We start from the raw sequence: 16643 nt of genomic DNA on the forward strand, positions 1-16643 counted from the left end.
CTTACGATATTAATTCCTGAAAATGGTTCGCTAACTAGTGATTGACAACGCCCGTAGTGAACCGAAAAAATGTTCTCCACAAAGTCTTGACTGACTCTCCCTATGCGCATCCCCTGCTTTTTTTGGCAGGGGATGTTATAATATGCGTGAAGGAAGCAAAAGGGGGAACGATGGAGGAACTGCTGCGTCGAATATGGTCCAAGTTGGACAACATGGAAAAAGGATTTTTGGCGTTCCAAGAAGAAACTCGCCAACGGTTTGCGCAGATTGACGAACGGTTTGCGCGAATTGATGAGCGGTTTGCCCAGATTGATGAACAGTTTGCTCGGATTGACGAATGCTTTGCTCAAATGAATGAGCGTTTTGTGCAGATCGACGGCCGTTTAGCAGAAATGAGCGGGCAAATGGGTTCGCTGACGGCTCGCGTTGAAGCGCTTGAAGGCCGCGTCGATGAAATGAACGGGCGCATCAGCCGTCTTGAACAAGATTAGACCGTGTGGAAGCGGAGTTGGCGAAAGTGAAAGAAACGCTTTATCGCGTCGAAACGCAGCTTGTGGATGATGTGCAACTATGGCTTCGCAAAATTCGTGAAAAAGTGGAGGAGAAAAGTTTTGAAATTGATGCGCTGAATCGGCGCCTTCACCATGCGGAAGCGGTGATTGAGCAGCTTCCGTCCAAGGCGTGATCCCCTCTCTTGGACATGCCCCTCTCCCAGCCTGTACAACAGTTGTCACTGATCCCTGTATAATGATATGATGAATAAGTGAGTCCATGAAAAATAAGGAGCGTTTCCTATGCTTGGAGTCTTAAAAAAAGTATTTGACCCGAACAAGCGTCAGTTGGCAAGACTGGAGAAAATTGCGGATCAAGTGGATGCGCTCGGTCCGGAGATGGCCCGACTGTCCGATGAACAGCTGCGGCAAAAAACCGAGGAGTTTAAAGCCCGCTATCAGCAAGGCGAATCGCTCGATGACTTGCTTGTTGAGGCGTTTGCTGTTGTGCGCGAAGGAGCGAAGCGCGTCCTCGGTTTGTACCCATATAAAGTGCAAATTATGGGCGGCGTCGTCTTGCATGAAGGCGACATCGCCGAGATGAAAACCGGGGAAGGGAAAACGTTGACGGCGACGATGCCTGTCTATTTGAACGCCTTGACCGGGCGCGGCGTGCATGTCGTGACGGTCAACGAATACTTGGCGACGCGCGATGCGACGGAAATGGGCAAGCTGTATGAGTTTTTAGGCATGACCGTCGGCTTGAACTTAAGCGGCATGTCGCGCGAGGAGAAGCAAGCGGCGTACAATGCCGACATTACGTACGGAACGAACAACGAGTTTGGTTTCGACTATTTGCGCGACAACATGGTCCTCTATAAGGAGCATATTGTGCAGCGGCCGCTCTATTACGCGATCATCGACGAGGTCGACTCGATTTTGATCGATGAGGCGCGGACGCCGCTCATTATTTCCGGCACGGCGCAAAAGTCGACAAAGCTGTACGTGCAGGCGAATGCGTTTGTGCGCACGTTGCGCAAAGATGTCGATTACACATACGATGAAAAAACGAAAAGCGTCCAGCTGACGGAAGAAGGGATCAACAAAGCCGAGCGGGCGTTTGGCATCGACAACTTGTTTGATTTGAAACACGTCACGCTCAACCACCACATTCAGCTGGCGCTGCGGGCGCACGTAACGATGCAGCGCGACGTCGATTACGTCGTGCAAGACGGAAAAGTGATCATCGTCGACCCGTTCACCGGGCGTTTGATGCACGGCCGCCGCTACAGCGACGGGCTCCATCAAGCCATCGAGGCGAAGGAAGGGCTCGAGATTCAAAATGAGTCGATGACCTTAGCCACGATTACGTTCCAAAACTACTTCCGCATGTATGAAAAGTTGGCGGGGATGACGGGGACGGCGAAGACGGAAGAGGAAGAGTTCCGCAACATTTACAATATGCGCGTCGTCGTCATTCCGACGAATCGGCCGGTCATTCGTGAAGACCGTCCGGATTTGATTTATCGGACGATGGAAGGGAAGTTCCGCGCCGTGGTTGAGGACATCGCCGCCCGCCATGCGAAAGGGCAGCCGGTGTTGGTCGGCACGGTGGCGATCGAAACGTCCGAGATGTTGTCAGAGATGCTCAAAAAGCGCGGCATCCCGCACAATGTCTTAAACGCGAAAAACCATGCGAAAGAGGCGGAGATCATCGCCCAAGCCGGGCAAAAAGGCGCGGTGACGATCGCGACGAACATGGCTGGGCGCGGGACGGACATTAAGCTTGGCGAAGGAGTTAAGGAGCTTGGCGGGCTCGCGGTCATCGGCACGGAGCGTCACGAAAGCCGGCGGATCGACAACCAGCTGCGCGGCCGTTCCGGGCGTCAAGGCGATCCTGGGGTGTCGCAGTTTTACTTGTCGCTTGAAGATGAATTGATGCGCCGTTTCGGCTCGGAAAGCTTAATGGCGATGATGGACCGCCTTGGAATGGACGATTCGCAGCCGATCCAAAGCAAAATGGTGACGAAAGCGGTCGAGTCGGCGCAAAAACGGGTCGAAGGCAACAACTTCGACGCCCGCAAACAGTTGCTTCAATATGACGATGTCCTGCGCGAGCAGCGGGAAATCATTTACCGCCAGCGCTATGAGGTGCTCGATTCCGACAACTTGCGCGGCATTATCGAAAAGATGATCCAATCGGTGATCGAGCGCGTCGTCAACGCTCATACGCCGAAAGAAGAGGTTCCGGAAGAATGGAATTTGAAAGGGCTCGTTGAGTATCTCAATGCCCATCTGCTTCCGGAAGGGGATGTGACGGAAGCGGACTTGCGCGGCAAAGAGCCCGAAGAGATGATCGAGCTCATTTGGGCGAAAGTGAAGGCGCGCTATGATGAGAAAGAAGCGCAAATTCCGCCGGAACAAATGCGCGAGTTTGAACGCGTCGTCGTCTTGCGCGCTGTCGATATGAAATGGATGAACCATATCGACGCGATGGAGCAGCTTCGCCAAGGCATTCATTTGCGTGCGTACGGGCAAGTTGACCCGCTGCGCGAATATCAGATGGAAGGCTACGCCATGTTTGAGGAGATGATTGCGGCGATTGAAGAGGAAGTCGCCACCTATATTATGAAGGCGGAAATTCACCATAACCTTGAGCGCCAAGAGGTGGCCAAAGGCGAAGCGGTTCACCCGAAAGAAGACGGCGAAGAACCGAAGAGAAAACCGGTCCGCAAGGCGGTGCGCGTCGGCCGAAACGACCCGTGCCCGTGCGGGAGCGGGAAAAAATATAAACATTGTTGCGGAAGAGTGGTATAACCGTTTATAAATAATAAAGGGAGGCTCCGCCTCCCTTTTGAATGGCAGATATGAATCATTGGCATACTATATTCATGATGAGGTGAGGACAACATGATCGATTTGGTGGAAATTAAGCAAGAGCTCGAGAAAATGGCTAAGCGATTAGCGGAAATCAGGGGGTCTCTTTGACCTCGACACGAAGCAGGCGCGTATTCGTGAATTAGAAGAACAGATGGCGGCGCCCAACTTTTGGGATGACCAGAAGGCGGCGCAGGCAGTCATTTCCGAAGCGAATGCGCTCAAAGACCTCGTCGAGGAATTTTCCTCGCTTGAAGAACGGTTTGACAACTTGGAAGTGACGTACGAACTGCTTAAGGAAGAGCCGGATGACGAGCTGCAAGCCGAGCTTGTGGAGGAAGCGAAAAAGCTGATGAAAGACTTCAGCGAGTTCGAGCTGCAGCTGCTGCTCAACGAGCCGTACGACCAAAACAATGCGATTTTGGAACTCCATCCCGGCGCAGGCGGCACCGAGTCGCAAGACTGGGCGTCGATGCTGTTGCGCATGTATACGCGCTGGGCGGAGAAAAAAGGGTTTAAAGTGGAAACGCTCGACTACCTGCCGGGCGAGGAAGCCGGGATCAAGAGCGTCACGCTGCTCATTAAAGGCCGAAATGCCTACGGCTATTTAAAAGCGGAAAAAGGGGTGCACCGGCTTGTCCGCATCTCGCCGTTTGACGCCTCAGGCCGCCGCCATACGTCGTTCGTGTCGTGCGAGGTTGTGCCGGAATTGGATGATAACATTGAAATTGAGATCCGGCCGGAAGAGCTGAAAATCGACACGTACCGCTCAAGCGGCGCGGGCGGGCAGCACGTCAACACGACCGACTCGGCCGTGCGCATCACCCACTTGCCGACCGGGATTGTCGTCACGTGCCAATCGGAGCGGTCGCAAATCAAAAACCGCGAAAAAGCGATGAATATGTTGAAGGCGAAATTGTACCAAAAGAAACTCGAGGAGCAGCAAGCTGAACTGGCCGAGCTGCGCGGCGAGCAAAAAGAAATCGGCTGGGGGAACCAGATCCGTTCGTACGTCTTCCATCCGTATTCGCTTGTCAAAGACCATCGGACGAACGTCGAGGTCGGCAATGTGCAAGCGGTGATGGATGGGGAAATTGATGTGTTTATTGACGCGTATTTGCGTGCGAAGTTGAAGTAAAGGGACGATCATCGGATCGTCCTTTTTTTCGCTTCAAAATCGTGTTTTGGCCTTTTGACGCATCTATGCTTTCGTGATACGCTGAAGGTAATGATAAGGAAAAAGGAGGGCGATGGCTTTGGCTGTGCGCAAACAATTGCTTTACGAACTGATTGACCGGTTGGATGAAACGGATCATCAAACAGCGTACGATTTTTTGATGTACTTGCTTGATCGGTCCAGAAAGGAACGAATGGTATGGGAGCGGATTGACGAAACAGATGAAGAAGAAGCGTTGACGGAAGAAGAGCGCCAGCAGCTGCAAAGCGATGAAGGATATATCACCGGGGGAGAAGCCAAGCGTGAATTCGGGCTACAAGTTGATTTACCGTAGGGCCGCAGTCAAATTCATCGCTCGTCAAGACAAAGATGTTCAAGAACGATTAGCTTTCGGGCTGCAAGGGTTGCTTGCGATCCCGCCGCAGGGGGATATAAAAAAGTTGAAGGGGCAGGATGGATTATATCGGCTGCGGGTCGGAACATATCGTGTTTTGTTTCGCATCGATCATGAAGAACGAATCATCTATATTGAGGCGATCGGCAACCGCGGGGATGTGTATTGAGGCTTGTATTTTTTGGCTAGGGCGATCATCGGATCGTCCTTTTTTCCTTTAGCATAGCAGACCATTATCGCGTTAATCGGCTGTCATTTACTTGCCAAAACGGGCATGCTATACTCACAGAGGAAGGTGGGGAAGCATGCGGAAGCGAAGAGAGAAGACCATGCCTCCGGCGGTGGAGGCGGCTTTGGAGTATGCGTATGTTCTGATCGGCGCGGCGATCGTCGCTGTGGCGTTTAACGTGTTTTTGCTGCCGAATCGGATCGCCTCGGGCGGAGTGAGCGGCATCAGCACGATCATGCATGCGCTGTTCGGCATTGAACCGGCGTATGTCCAATGGGCGCTCAACATTCCGCTCTTTATCGCTGGTGTTGTGCTTTTGGGCCGGCAGTTTGGCGTGAAAACGTTTGTCGGGACGGTGTTTTTGCCGCTTGTTGTCTATTTGACGAAAGAGATGGAGCCGGCGACGACAAATCCGCTTCTTGGCGCGATTTTTGGCGGCATCGGCGTTGGGCTCGGCCTTGGCATGGTGTTTCGCGGCCGGGCGTCGACCGGCGGCACTGATTTGGCGGCGCAAATCATCCATAAATATACCGGGCTGTCGCTTGGGATGTGCGTGATTTTCATCGATGGCTTGATCGTGTTGACCGCGGCGTTTGTGTTTGATATCGAACGGGCGCTCTATGCCTTGATCGCGTTGTATGTGACAAGCAAAACGATCGATCTCGTCCAAGTCGGGCTTGGGTATTCGAAAATCGCTCTGATTATTACAAAAGAAGAGGAAAAAGTGCGCCGCGCCATTTTACACGAAATCGACCGCGGAGTGACGCGCTTGCCGGCGTATGGCGGCTACACGCAACATGAGCGCCCGGTGTTGATGTGCGTCGTCGCCCAATCGGAGTTCACGAAATTGAAACAAATCGTCCGAACCATTGATCCGACAGCGTTTGTCATCGTTGCGAACGCTGCTGAGGTGCTCGGCGAGGGATTTCAACGTACGTAACAGGGGAAGAAATCGGTTATAATAAATGGGGAACGGAATTTTTCGTTTGAGGGGGAGTTCGCCATGAAATGGAAGTTGGCTGCGATGTTCCTTGGCGTTTCGCTCGCGCTCGCGGCATGCGGAGGTGGCGGGGATAACGCTGGGAACAACAACGGCAACAATGGTGGAGGGGATACCGCCGCGTCCGCCGAGCAAATTTTTAAACAAAACTGTGCGTCCTGTCATGGACAAGACCTGTCGGGCGGGGTCGGCCCGAACTTGCAAAAGGTTGGAAGCAAGTATTCCAAAGATGAAATTAAAAACATTATCGCCAACGGCCGCGGCACGATGCCGGCAGGAATCATTAAAGGGGAAGACGCCGACAAAGTGGCCGAGTGGCTGGCCGCGAAAAAATAATGGATGGATGTTTCTGACTCTTTGAAAGAAAAGATCGTTTCACTCAAGGAAAGTGCACCGCCTTGTTCGCTCAAGAACTGGGCGGTGTTTTCTGTTTTTGCGTCTTTTGTCCTAGTTTCTCCATTGTTCCCGATTTGAAATATAAATGTAAAATTCGACAATAGAAAATCGTGTTATAATAATCCTTGCGGAATTTTGCAAGATTCACGCGAAACAGCTCGAGAAATGGCAGCAAGTGAAATATGCTTGACGGAAAAGATGTTTATCCATTTTCGACTGTCGAGGGCAAGCCTGTGGCTTGCCTCCGTCACGCTAAGGCGTGGCGGGGGCGGACAACCACTCGCTTCACAGACCCATGCATGGGTCTGAAAGGGGCGTTGTTCGGCCGCTCGACAGTCGATCAAATGATCCAAGCCGTAAATATGAAGGCCTCAAATTGCATCTATATAGTCGAAAATTAGGTGATTATGATGATTGAAATGCAAGATGTATACAAAACTTATCCAAACGGCGTTGTGGCGTTAAACGGCATCAACGTTCGCATCAAGCAAGGAGAATTCGTCTACGTCGTTGGGCCCAGCGGAGCTGGGAAGTCGACGTTTATTAAAATGATGTACCGCGAGGAAAAGCCGACGAGCGGGACCATTATGGTCAACGGCGTCAACCTTGCCAAGCTGAAAGACAGCAAAGTTCCTCTTTTGCGCCGCCATATCGGCGTTGTGTTCCAAGATTTCAAGTTGCTTCCGAAGCTCAACGTATACGAAAACGTGGCCTTTGCCTTGGAAGTCATTGAAGAATCGCCGAAAGTGATCCGCAAAAAAGTGATGGAAGTACTCGACCTAGTCGGCCTCAAACATAAAATCCGCTCTTATCCGAACGAATTGTCCGGTGGCGAACAACAGCGCGTCTCGATCGCCCGCTCAATCGTCAACTCCCCGAAAATCGTGATTGCCGACGAACCGACAGGAAACTTGGACCCGGAAACCTCATGGGGCATTGTGGAGCTGTTTGAAAAAATCAATGACCGGGGAACGACGATTGTGATGGCGACTCACAATAAAGAGATCGTCAACGCGACCCGGCGGCGCGTCATCGCCATCGAAAACGGGAAAATCGTCCGCGACGAGGCGAGGGGGGAATACGGCTATGACGCTTCATACGTTTAAGCGCCACGTCCGGGAAAGCATCAAAAGCCTTGGCCGCAACGGTTGGATGACGTTTGCGTCCGCGAGCGCCGTTACGGTGACGCTGTTGCTTGTCGGCGTCTTTTTTGTCGTCATGTTCAACATCAACCATTTTGCCCAGAAAGTCGAAAACGATGTCGAAATTCGCGTCCATATCGAGCTGACGGCCGACAACCAGCAAAAAAACGCTTTGCGCCGGCAAATTGAAGCCATTCCAAACGTCAAGGAAGTGCGCTATTCATCAAAGGACGAAGAGCTGAAGCGGCTGATCAAAAGCATGGGGGACGAAGGCTCGTCGTTCCGATTATTTGAACAGGACAACCCGTTGAGCGATGTATACGTCGTGAAAGCGGCCCGCCCGCAAGATACGGTGAAAATCGCCAAACAAATCGAAACATTGCCGTTCGTCCATAAAGTCAATTATGGCCAAGGGACGGTCGAGAGGCTGTTTGACGCACTGAAAGTGGCGCGCAACGTGGGGCTCGTGCTCATTCTCGGATTGTTGTTTACGGCAATGTTTCTCATCTCCAACACGATCAAAATTACGATTTTCGCCCGCCGTCGCGAAATCGAAATTATGCGGCTCGTGGGTGCGACGAACGGATTTATCCGCTGGCCGTTCTTTTTGGAAGGGTTATGGCTTGGAATGCTCGGCGCTCTCTTCCCGATCGCGGCGCTTTCGATCGTGTACTACAACGTGTATCAAGTGTATGAACAGCGGGTTTCCTTGCCGTTTTTTGAACTTCTTCCGTTTTCGCCGTTTATGTGGCAGTTGAGCGCACTGCTGCTGGCGATTGGCGCGGGCATCGGCATTTGGGGAAGCGTCATGTCCGTGCGCAAGTTTTTGAAAGTGTAAAAAAGAATCATACATAGGGAGAGGGGAAAGCGATGAAGAAGAAAAATATGATGGCGCTCGCCGTCGCCGCGGCGCTCGGTCTTGGCGTTCTGCCGCCGGCGGCGGATGCCGTCAGCACTCGTGATATCGAACAAAAGCGAGGGGAGATCGACGCGCTTCGTTCGAAGCGGTCAGAGGTGCAGGAACAAATCAGCGAGGCGCAAAAAAACATCGAAGCCCTTCAATCGCAGCAAAAACAAGTCGCCAACGATATTGAAAAGCTGAACATGGCCATTGAGGAAACGAGCGGCAAAATCCGCAACGTCAGCGTCGACATTGACCAAACGGAGCAAGCCATTGACGAATTAAAACAAGAAATTGCCGAAATTCAAGAACGCATTGAAAAGCGAAATGAAATTTTGAAAGAGCGGCTCCGTTCCTTGCAGGAAAGCGGCGGGACGATCAGCTACTTGCAAGTATTGCTTGGCGCGCAAAGCTTCAGCGACTTCATTGACCGGATGAGCGCCGTGACGACGATCATGGAAGCGGACCAACAAATCATCCGCGAGCAGGAAGCCGATAAAGCGTTAAAAGAGAAAAAGGAAGCCGAATTGACGGAGAAGCGGAACAAGTTGCAAGCGGATTTGCAAGAATTGAAGCAGCTGCAATCGAAACTCGCGGGCCAGCTGGAGCAAAAAAATCGCCTGATGGCCGATTTGAAGCAAAGAGAGGAAGAAGAGCATGATCATAAGATGGCGCTCGAAGAGGAAAAAGAGCTGATCGCCAAACAAGAAGCGGCAGTGAAACAACAGCTTGCCGAACTTGAGCGGCAAAAACGGGCGGAAGAAGCAGCGAAACAACGGGCGCGTACGTACACTTGGTCTGACAGTGGTGAAGCATCGTCAGGGGAAACGCCATCCGGCGGCAGCACGCCGCCTGTATCGAGCGGAGCGTTTACCCGGCCGGCCAACGGGCCGATCACCTCGGGCTTTGGCTACCGGTTTGGCGGCACGGACTTCCATCCGGGAGTCGACATCGGCAAGCGGGCTGCTGTCGTTCCCGTTGTGGCGGCCGCAGATGGCATCGTGTTCCGGTCCTATTATTCTAGCAGCTATGGCAACGTCATTTTCATCAGTCATGTGATTAATGGGCAAACCTATACGACCGTGTACGCCCATTTGGAAGCGCGTCTTGTTGGCGAAGGGCAGCACGTCCGCAAAGGGCAAGTGATTGGCTACATGGGCAATACCGGTCATTCGACCGGTCCGCATCTTCATTTTGAACTGCACCGCGGCGGCTGGAACGAGGCGAAAACGAATGCGGTCAATCCGCTTGACTATATTCCTTTCTAATTTCGAACGGTAGGTGGCATTGCGCAACTTGTCTGTCTTTTGGCAGGACAAGTTGCGTATTTTTTTGATTGATTTGACATCATCGGCAGGCAAATTCCCTGCCATTCCGCTTTGATGCTATTTTGGTTTTGGCGGTGATGAATGTGGGACATCCTCCTCAACCCGCTGGGAATGAAAAAAGATTGTGGCCATCGCTTGCCTGTGATACGATTAATGTAAACTTTTATTTATTATTGGTTTACAAATAGCAGTGAAAGGGGGACAGATGCGATTTACGGGATGAGAAGATCAAGGTGAAGGACCGAAGCTTGGGGGAAACCAACTAGCGCCCCAAGTGGATTTTGTACATGACGGCGCAAAGTGAGGGGGGATCCGATGAATATCGTCTGCATTCCGGGATGGGGAATGAAAGCGGGGATTTTTGCCCCGCTGCTCGATTCGTTATCACTAAGCGGAAACGTGACAGCCGTCGAATGGAAGGGAATTGAAACGATCCATTGCTTTCGAAAACGAGCGGAACAGGCGCTTCAGGAACGCGCAGCAGTCATCGGCTGGTCGCTCGGTTCGCTTGTGGCGCTGGAGTTGGCCCATGCTTACCCCGAGCGGGTCTCCCGCCTTATTTTGATCGGCGGCACGAGCCGTTTTGTTGCCGAAGACGGTTATGAAGCCGGATGGCATCCGCGGATCGTCAAGAGGATGAAAACACAGCTGCAAGCACGGCCGGCTGACACGATCGCGGCGTTTCTTGCTTCATTATGGTCCAAAAGCGAAGAGGGCGATATTTCCGCATTTTTTTACTGCGATCGGGTTGATGAACTGCTGATCGGGCTTGATTATTTGGTCGAGGCCGATGCACGTCCGTTTTTGCCGGATATCTCCGCCCCAATGCTGGTCGTCCACGGCGAGCAAGATGTGATTTGTCCACCCGCTGCAGCGCGCTATATCGCTGAGCGCGCTCCCAACGCCACCATGGCGTTGTTGCCCGATACAGGGCACGTTCCATTTTGGACCCAAACCGAGACATGTGTTCATCTTATTCAAACATGGGTTGGTGAGACCGATGATTGACAAGCAGCTCATGCGAAAGCGGTTTAGCGAGCGTGCGAAAACGTATGACCAGTTTGCTAATGTCCAAAAAACAATGGCCGATCTCTTGGCTGACTGCATTGGCATACGCCCCCACAACATTTTAGAAGTTGGCTGCGGCACAGGCTATCTCACTGAAAAACTGTGCCGTATGTTCCCGCACGCGCGCATGACCGCAGTCGACATTGCGCCAGGCATGATCACCGTTGCGCAGGAACGGGTTTGCGGCGAAGATGTGACATGGATATGCGCGGATATCGAGGATATGACATGGAATGAGCCGTATGATTTAATCATTTCCAATGCAACGTTTCAATGGCTGAATGACCCCGTCAACACGATCGCCCGCCTCTACCGAGCGTTAAGTGAGGGAGGGTGTCTTGTGTTTTCCACTTTCGGCGCCCGTACGTTCCACGAATTGCATACTTCCTTTTCGTTGGCGCTGAAAGCGGAGAACATCCATGAACCGTTTCGCATCGGCCCGGCTTTTCCAACCCTGGCGGAATGGATCGACCGCTGCCAGCAAGCTGCCCCTGCTGCCCACATTGATGGGTTTGAATGGATGGAAACGGAGCGATTTCCATCTGTCCGTGACTTTTTTCTATCGCTGCGCCATATCGGTGCCACAAATAGCATGGTTGGCCGCTATTGCCAACGTCCGTCTGTCTTCAAAGCCATGATGCGCGAATACGAACAGCGCTTTTTGGTGCACGGGGAGATCACGGCTACTTACCATTGCCTATTGATTCGCATGACCCGCTGTTAGACATTTGTTGATAAGGAGTGTTTTTTACCATGAAAACATATCGAATGACCGTCCAAGGCATGACATGCACCGGTTGTGAACAACATGTCGCCAGAGCGCTGAGCGCGGTTGGGGCTAAGCTGATGGATGTCAGCTTCCGGCGCGGTGAAGCAGTATTCGCGCTGCCCGAGGACGCCGACGTTGACATGGCGAGACAAGCGGTCAAAAACGCTCATTACGAGCCGGGGGATATCGAGGAGGTCGCCGCACCAGCCAGCCCTGCCACTGCTGGCGAAAGAGAGTATGACTACATCATCATTGGTTCCGGCGCGGCCGCGTTTTCTTCAGCGATTGAAGCCGTGAAATATGGAGCGAAAGTCGCCATGGTCGAACGCGGCACAGTCGGGGGGACATGCGTCAATATCGGCTGCGTACCATCCAAGACATTGCTTCGGGCCGGTGAAATCTATGCGTTGGCGCGAAATCATCCGTTTCTCGGCCTGCATACATCCGCTGGTCCGGTTGATTTGGCGCTGTTAGTGAAGCAAAAAAATGAACTGGTCGAGCAGCTTCGCCAAGCGAAATATGCAGACTTGATCAGAGAGTACGGGTTCGATTTCATCCGAGGGGAAGCACGATTTGTCGATGGTCAAACGATTGAAGTCAACGGCCAAACGCTGTCGGCGAAACGGTTTTTGATTGCGACAGGCGCTTCCCCGGCCGTGCCGGATATTCCGGGACTTCATGATGTCGACTACTTGACCAGCACGACCTTGCTTGAACTGAAAAAAGTGCCGAAGCGGCTCGCCGTCATCGGCGCCGGCTACATCGGGATGGAGTTGGGACAGCTGTTCCACCATCTCGGCTCGGAGGTGACGTTGATGCAGCGAAGCTCGCGCCTGCTGAAAGAGTATGACCCGGAAATTTCCGAAGCGATGACGCGGGCGCTCACAGAACAAGGCATCCGCGTCATCACCGGTGCTTCATTTGAACGGGTCGAACAAGACGGGAATACGAAAAACGTGTATGTGAACGTGGACGGACGCATCCGGGTCGTTGAAGCGGATGAACTGCTTGTGGCGGCGGGGCGGACGCCGAACACGGCGGCGTTGAATTTGCCGGCGGCCGGTGTGGAAGTTGGGGCGCGCGGAGAAATTTTGATTGATGAATATGCGCGGACGACGAACCCGTATATTTATGCGGCAGGCGATGTCACGCTCGGCCCGCAGTTCGTCTATGTCGCGGCCTATCAGGGAGCCGTTGCCGCGGCCAATGCCGTCGGCGGGCTGAACAAGCGCTGGGATACGGCCGTCGTTCCGGCGGTGACGTTCACCCATCCGGCCATCGCCACTGTCGGTTTGACCGAACAGCGGGCGAAAGAAAACGGGTATGACGTGAAAACGTCCGTCCTGCCGCTTGAGGCGGTGCCGCGCGCCATCGTCAACCGGGAAACGACGGGGGTGTTTAAACTTGTCGCTGAGGCCCGTACGGGCAAGCTGCTGGGCGCCCACATCGTCGCTGACCATGCCGGCGAGGTCATTTACGCCGCAGCGTTGGCGATTCAATTCGGATTAACGATCGACGACCTTCGCCGAACGTTGGCCCCGTATTTAACGATGGCGGAAGGGCTGAAGCTGGCGGCGCTGACGTTTGACCAAGATGTCTCGAAACTGTCGTGCTGTGCGGGGTAAAGCCTTCGAACGGGGGCTGTCGTTTCGATGATTGACCTGTTGCTGAAAGGGACAGATGACCGATGAAAAGCATTCGACGATGGGGAAGGATCGAGGCCTGTTTGTTCCAGTCATTGACAGGTCTCTTCTTCTTTTTGTATAATTATCTCGAATTCGAGATTTTTAAAAAAACGACCATCTATTTAAGGAGTGAAGAAGGAATGATTCGCATCGACCGGGCTTCATCCCGTTATTACGCCGATTACGGCTGGCTGAAAACATACCATAGCTTTTCGTTTGGCGAGTATTATGATCCGAACAACGTTCAATTTGGCCCGCTGCGGGTGTTAAACGACGATTTCGTTGCGCCGCTTGCTGGTTTTGGCGCTCACCCACACCGGGAGATGGAAATTGTGTCAATCGTGTTAAAGGGGTACTTGCAACATGAAGACAGCACGGGGCATAAAGCGGTGACGACGTTTGGCGGCGTGCAGCGGATGTCGGCCGGCACCGGCATCGTCCATTCGGAAGTGAATCCGTCGGCGACAGAAGAAGTGAATTTTTTGCAACTTTGGTTTTTGCCGGAGCAATACGGATTGCCGCCGTCATACGAGCGAACCGAGTTTCCGGTCGACAAGATGAAAAACGCCTTGTTGCCGATTGTCACGAAACACCCGTCTTCCCCGGGGATTGCTCACATTCATCAAGATTTGACGATTTATCTTTCCGATTTGGAAGCCGGGCATGAGCTGACGTTTACTCAGCCAGAAGGGCGGAACATCTTTGTCTTTGTCATTGAGGGAGATTTGACGTTAAACGGCGAGGCCCATCTCGAACGGCGCGATGCGGCCCGCATCACGGAAACGCCGGTTCTTGGCCTCGCAACGAACAAAGGATCGCGGTTGATGCTCATCGACTTGCCAAAAGAGGGGTGAAAGCGTTTCGTTTTTGTGCGGTTCATTGGTTTGGCTTCCATTCTAGGAGGCTGGTGATTTAATCGTGAATACGGCTTTACCATGTCATTTCTCAATTAGAAAAACCTTGTTGCATCGATCCTGCTTTTCGCCCATTCCCCCCATTGAGTAAGGGAATCAGCCGTTTTTCACCGCCCTCCTAGATCGTGCCAAGAAGACGAATCAAAAAGAGGCATCGTTCGCCGCCAAGGGCGAGGGGTGCCTCTTTTTCCGCTCTGTATGAGTTGAGAAATCAACAAGGAGCGTGTAAACTAGTAAAGGATGGGCAACGCACTAGCATACTCGGTACAAGCCCAACATATGATGAAGATAAAGGCATGGCACGGCGTGAGGCGGTGCTTTTCCTTTTCGTGTTTTGCAAAAGCCGTCAGCGTTGGGGCGGAAGGGATGTTCATTTGCTTCACTGACGGAGGAGCGAGGAGAAAGCCCCCTTCTCGCACCGCAGCAAGCGGTGGGGAAGGTCAAGCATAGGGTGAGGAGGAAGCAACGTGAAAAAATCGACGACGGCCGCATTGATGGCCATATCGATGCTCATTGGGGCGGGAGGGACGTACGCTGGCCTTCAGTTGGCGGACCGCCCGATGGAAGGCTCGCTTTCGACGATTGTTTCGAATGAGCCGTCCAAGTCGACGAACGACAGCGAAGAGATGAAAAAAATCCGGCAAGCGTATGAGCTCATTAAGAATCGGTACGTGGAGAAAGTGGATGAAGAAAAACTGACGGAAGGCGCCATTCAAGGTATGATCAACACGCTCCATGACCCGTATTCCGTCTACATGGATGCGGAAACGACGGAGCAGTTCAACGAGTCGCTCGACTCATCGTTTGAGGGGATCGGCGCCGAAGTGAGCATGATCGACGGCAAGGTGACGATCGTGGCTCCGATCAAAAACTCGCCGGCGGAAAAAGCGGGTCTGAAGCCGAACGATCAAATTTTGCGCGTCAACGGAGAAAGCCTGGAAGGGCTTGATTTATATGAAGCGGTATTGAAAATCCGCGGCAAGAAAGGAACAACGGTGGAGCTTGACATTTTGCGCCCCGGCGTCAAAAACGTGATGAAAGTCAAAGTCGTCCGCGACGAAATTCCGATTCAGACGGTGTATGACTCGATCAAAACATACAACGGCAAAAAGGCGGGCTATTTGCAAATTACGTCGTTTTCGGAAAACACGGCCGCCGATTTTAAAAAGAAATTGGCGAAGCTTGAGGCCGAACATATTGATGGCTTGATCATCGATGTGCGCGGCAATCCGGGCGGCTATTTGCAAAGCGTTGAGGAAATTTTGAAACAGCTCATCCCGAAAGGCAAACCATATGTACAAATTGAAGAACGCGATGGCGATCGGCAAAAGTTTTATTCCGATTTAACGGCGAAAAAGCCATACCCGATCGTTGTGCTCATCGACAAAGGAAGCGCATCCGCGTCGGAAATTTTGGCGGGAGCGATGAAGGAAGCGGGCGGCTACAAGCTGGTCGGCGAGGCAACGTTCGGCAAAGGGACGGTGCAGCAGGCGATCCCGATGGGCGACGGCAGCAACATCAAATTGACGCTGTACAAATGGCTGACGCCGGACGGGCATTGGATCCATAAAAAAGGGATCAAGCCGGATGTCGCGGTGGCGCAGCCGGATTATTTCCACGTCGCTCCGCTTCATGTGGAAAAACCGCTTCGGTATGACATGAACGACGAGCAAATCGCCAATGCGCAAAAAATGCTCAAAGGGCTTGGCTTCAACCCGGGCCGCACGGACGGCTACTTCAGCAAAGAAACCGAACAAGCCGTTCAAGCGTTCCAAAAAGCGAATCAGCTGCCGGTTACGGGACGAATCGATGAGACGACGGCGGATGTGCTGCAAACGAAAATCATGGAAGCCGTCCGCGATCCGAACCATGATGTGCAGCTGAAAAAAGCGCTTGGCGTGTTGTTTCCGTCGTAAGCGAGCCGAGGGCGATTGATGCTATATATGGTAATCAGAAAGGGTGTCCCGATCCTTCTGGGACACCCTTTCTTTTTATCATCTCTATAGATGCAATTTAAAGCTTTACCATTTTTCGTTTTTACCAGTGATTGCATCCGACTGTCGAGTGACCGAACAACGCCGCTTCCAGACCCATGAATGGGTCTGTGAAGCGAGTCGTTGTTCGGTCTTCCAAGCCACAGGCTTGCCTTCGACAGTCGAAAATGGACAAACCACTTTTCCGTCAAGGATATATTAAACTTCTTCGTTGCATCTATATAGATGCAATTTGAAGCTTTAACATTTGTAGCTTTTACCGAGCATTTGATCGACTG

16 protein-coding genes are annotated in these 16643 nt (G+C 52.5%); all 16 read left to right on the forward strand.

Annotation, left to right across the window (positions count from 1 at the left end; all coding sequences use genetic code 11):
- The first annotated feature begins 146 nt into the window (after positions 1-146).
- The 16 genes from JCR24_RS17570 (at position 147) to JCR24_RS12520 (ending at position 16287) form a co-directional block, all read left to right on the forward strand.
- A complete protein-coding gene (locus tag JCR24_RS17570) occupies positions 147-491 on the forward strand; it encodes a hypothetical protein (protein WP_370643349.1) in 345 nt (114 codons plus the stop codon).
- A gap of 5 nt (positions 492-496) precedes the next feature.
- The gene (locus JCR24_RS17575) at positions 497-685 is read left to right on the forward strand and encodes a hypothetical protein (RefSeq protein WP_020756757.1); all 189 of its coding nucleotides are present in this window, start codon (positions 497-499) and stop codon (positions 683-685) included.
- Between the two features lie 109 nt (positions 686-794).
- Positions 795-3308 (forward strand): preprotein translocase subunit SecA, encoded by a 2514-nt coding sequence (gene secA / locus JCR24_RS12455; RefSeq protein ID WP_013146417.1) that lies wholly within the window; start codon positions 795-797, stop codon positions 3306-3308.
- 93 nt (positions 3309-3401) lie between these two features.
- A protein-coding gene (gene prfB, locus JCR24_RS12460) for a peptide chain release factor 2 (protein ID WP_128723164.1) occupies positions 3402-4506 on the forward strand; the annotation gives its coding sequence in 2 pieces (ribosomal slippage) (positions 3402-3476 and positions 3478-4506; 1104 coding nt in all).
- A 112-nt stretch (positions 4507-4618) separates the two neighbouring features.
- Positions 4619-4879, forward strand: coding sequence for a hypothetical protein (locus tag JCR24_RS12465; protein ID WP_011232575.1), 261 nt, complete (start codon positions 4619-4621; stop codon positions 4877-4879).
- Entirely contained in the window at positions 4848-5108 is a 261-nt protein-coding gene (locus JCR24_RS12470; RefSeq protein WP_238980737.1) for a type II toxin-antitoxin system RelE family toxin, read from the forward strand. Before JCR24_RS12465 ends, JCR24_RS12470 begins: the two co-directional genes overlap by 32 nt.
- 136 nt (positions 5109-5244) lie before the next feature.
- Positions 5245-6108, forward strand: coding sequence for a YitT family protein (locus JCR24_RS12475; RefSeq protein ID WP_047758267.1), 864 nt, complete (start codon positions 5245-5247; stop codon positions 6106-6108).
- A gap of 63 nt (positions 6109-6171) precedes the next feature.
- Positions 6172-6504 carry a cytochrome c551 gene (cccB, locus tag JCR24_RS12480; RefSeq protein WP_015375816.1) on the forward strand — a complete coding sequence of 111 codons (333 nt, stop codon included), beginning with the start codon at positions 6172-6174 and terminating at the stop codon, positions 6502-6504.
- Between the two features lie 470 nt (positions 6505-6974).
- Positions 6975-7670 carry a cell division ATP-binding protein FtsE gene (gene ftsE / locus JCR24_RS12485; RefSeq protein WP_031407068.1) on the forward strand — a complete coding sequence of 232 codons (696 nt, stop codon included), beginning with the start codon at positions 6975-6977 and terminating at the stop codon, positions 7668-7670.
- Complete coding sequence (gene ftsX, locus JCR24_RS12490; protein ID WP_031407070.1) at positions 7651-8544, forward strand: permease-like cell division protein FtsX; 894 nt, start codon at positions 7651-7653, stop codon at positions 8542-8544. The genes ftsE and ftsX overlap by 20 nt, the downstream gene beginning before the upstream one ends.
- A gap of 32 nt (positions 8545-8576) precedes the next feature.
- Positions 8577-9875, forward strand: a complete 1299-nt coding sequence (locus JCR24_RS12495) for a murein hydrolase activator EnvC family protein (RefSeq protein ID WP_014196747.1) — start codon at positions 8577-8579, stop codon at positions 9873-9875.
- Between the two features lie 375 nt (positions 9876-10250).
- A complete protein-coding gene (locus tag JCR24_RS12500; protein ID WP_190305396.1) occupies positions 10251-10943 on the forward strand; it encodes an alpha/beta fold hydrolase in 693 nt (230 codons plus the stop codon).
- Positions 10936-11727, forward strand: coding sequence for a malonyl-ACP O-methyltransferase BioC (bioC, locus tag JCR24_RS12505; protein WP_021321653.1), 792 nt, complete (start codon positions 10936-10938; stop codon positions 11725-11727). Before JCR24_RS12500 ends, bioC begins: the two co-directional genes overlap by 8 nt.
- A 29-nt stretch (positions 11728-11756) precedes the next feature.
- The gene (merA, locus tag JCR24_RS12510) at positions 11757-13397 is read left to right on the forward strand and encodes a mercury(II) reductase (RefSeq protein WP_238980738.1); all 1641 of its coding nucleotides are present in this window, start codon (positions 11757-11759) and stop codon (positions 13395-13397) included.
- A 200-nt stretch (positions 13398-13597) separates the two neighbouring features.
- Positions 13598-14311 (forward strand): pirin family protein, encoded by a 714-nt coding sequence (locus JCR24_RS12515; protein WP_238980739.1) that lies wholly within the window; start codon positions 13598-13600, stop codon positions 14309-14311.
- 527 nt (positions 14312-14838) lie between these two features.
- Positions 14839-16287: a S41 family peptidase gene (locus JCR24_RS12520; protein ID WP_013146403.1), complete on the forward strand. Its 1449-nt coding sequence runs from the start codon at positions 14839-14841 to the stop codon at positions 16285-16287.
- The last annotated feature ends 356 nt before the right edge of the window (positions 16288-16643 follow it).

It is taken from the genome of Geobacillus sp. YHL, from assembly GCF_022341265.1.
Classification (GTDB): Bacteria; Bacillota; Bacilli; order Bacillales; family Anoxybacillaceae; genus Geobacillus; species Geobacillus thermoleovorans.

Bases quoted from the DNA above. Each gene is read 5' to 3' on its own strand.
- merA (WP_238980738.1), top strand. From the start codon at position 11,757: ATGAAAACATATCGAATGACCGTCCAAGGCATGACATGCACCGGTTGT.
- JCR24_RS12475 (WP_047758267.1), top strand. From the start codon at position 5,245: ATGCGGAAGCGAAGAGAGAAGACCATGCCTCCGGCGGTGGAGGCGGCT.
- JCR24_RS12515 (WP_238980739.1), top strand. From the start codon at position 13,598: ATGATTCGCATCGACCGGGCTTCATCCCGTTATTACGCCGATTACGGC.
- JCR24_RS12465 (WP_011232575.1), top strand. From the start codon at position 4,619: ATGGCTTTGGCTGTGCGCAAACAATTGCTTTACGAACTGATTGACCGG.
- bioC (WP_021321653.1), top strand. From the start codon at position 10,936: ATGATTGACAAGCAGCTCATGCGAAAGCGGTTTAGCGAGCGTGCGAAA.
- JCR24_RS12495 (WP_014196747.1), top strand. From the start codon at position 8,577: ATGAAGAAGAAAAATATGATGGCGCTCGCCGTCGCCGCGGCGCTCGGT.
- JCR24_RS12500 (WP_190305396.1), top strand. From the start codon at position 10,251: ATGAATATCGTCTGCATTCCGGGATGGGGAATGAAAGCGGGGATTTTT.
- cccB (WP_015375816.1), top strand. From the start codon at position 6,172: ATGAAATGGAAGTTGGCTGCGATGTTCCTTGGCGTTTCGCTCGCGCTC.
- ftsX (WP_031407070.1), top strand. From the start codon at position 7,651: ATGACGCTTCATACGTTTAAGCGCCACGTCCGGGAAAGCATCAAAAGC.
- ftsE (WP_031407068.1), top strand. From the start codon at position 6,975: ATGATTGAAATGCAAGATGTATACAAAACTTATCCAAACGGCGTTGTG.
- secA (WP_013146417.1), top strand. From the start codon at position 795: ATGCTTGGAGTCTTAAAAAAAGTATTTGACCCGAACAAGCGTCAGTTG.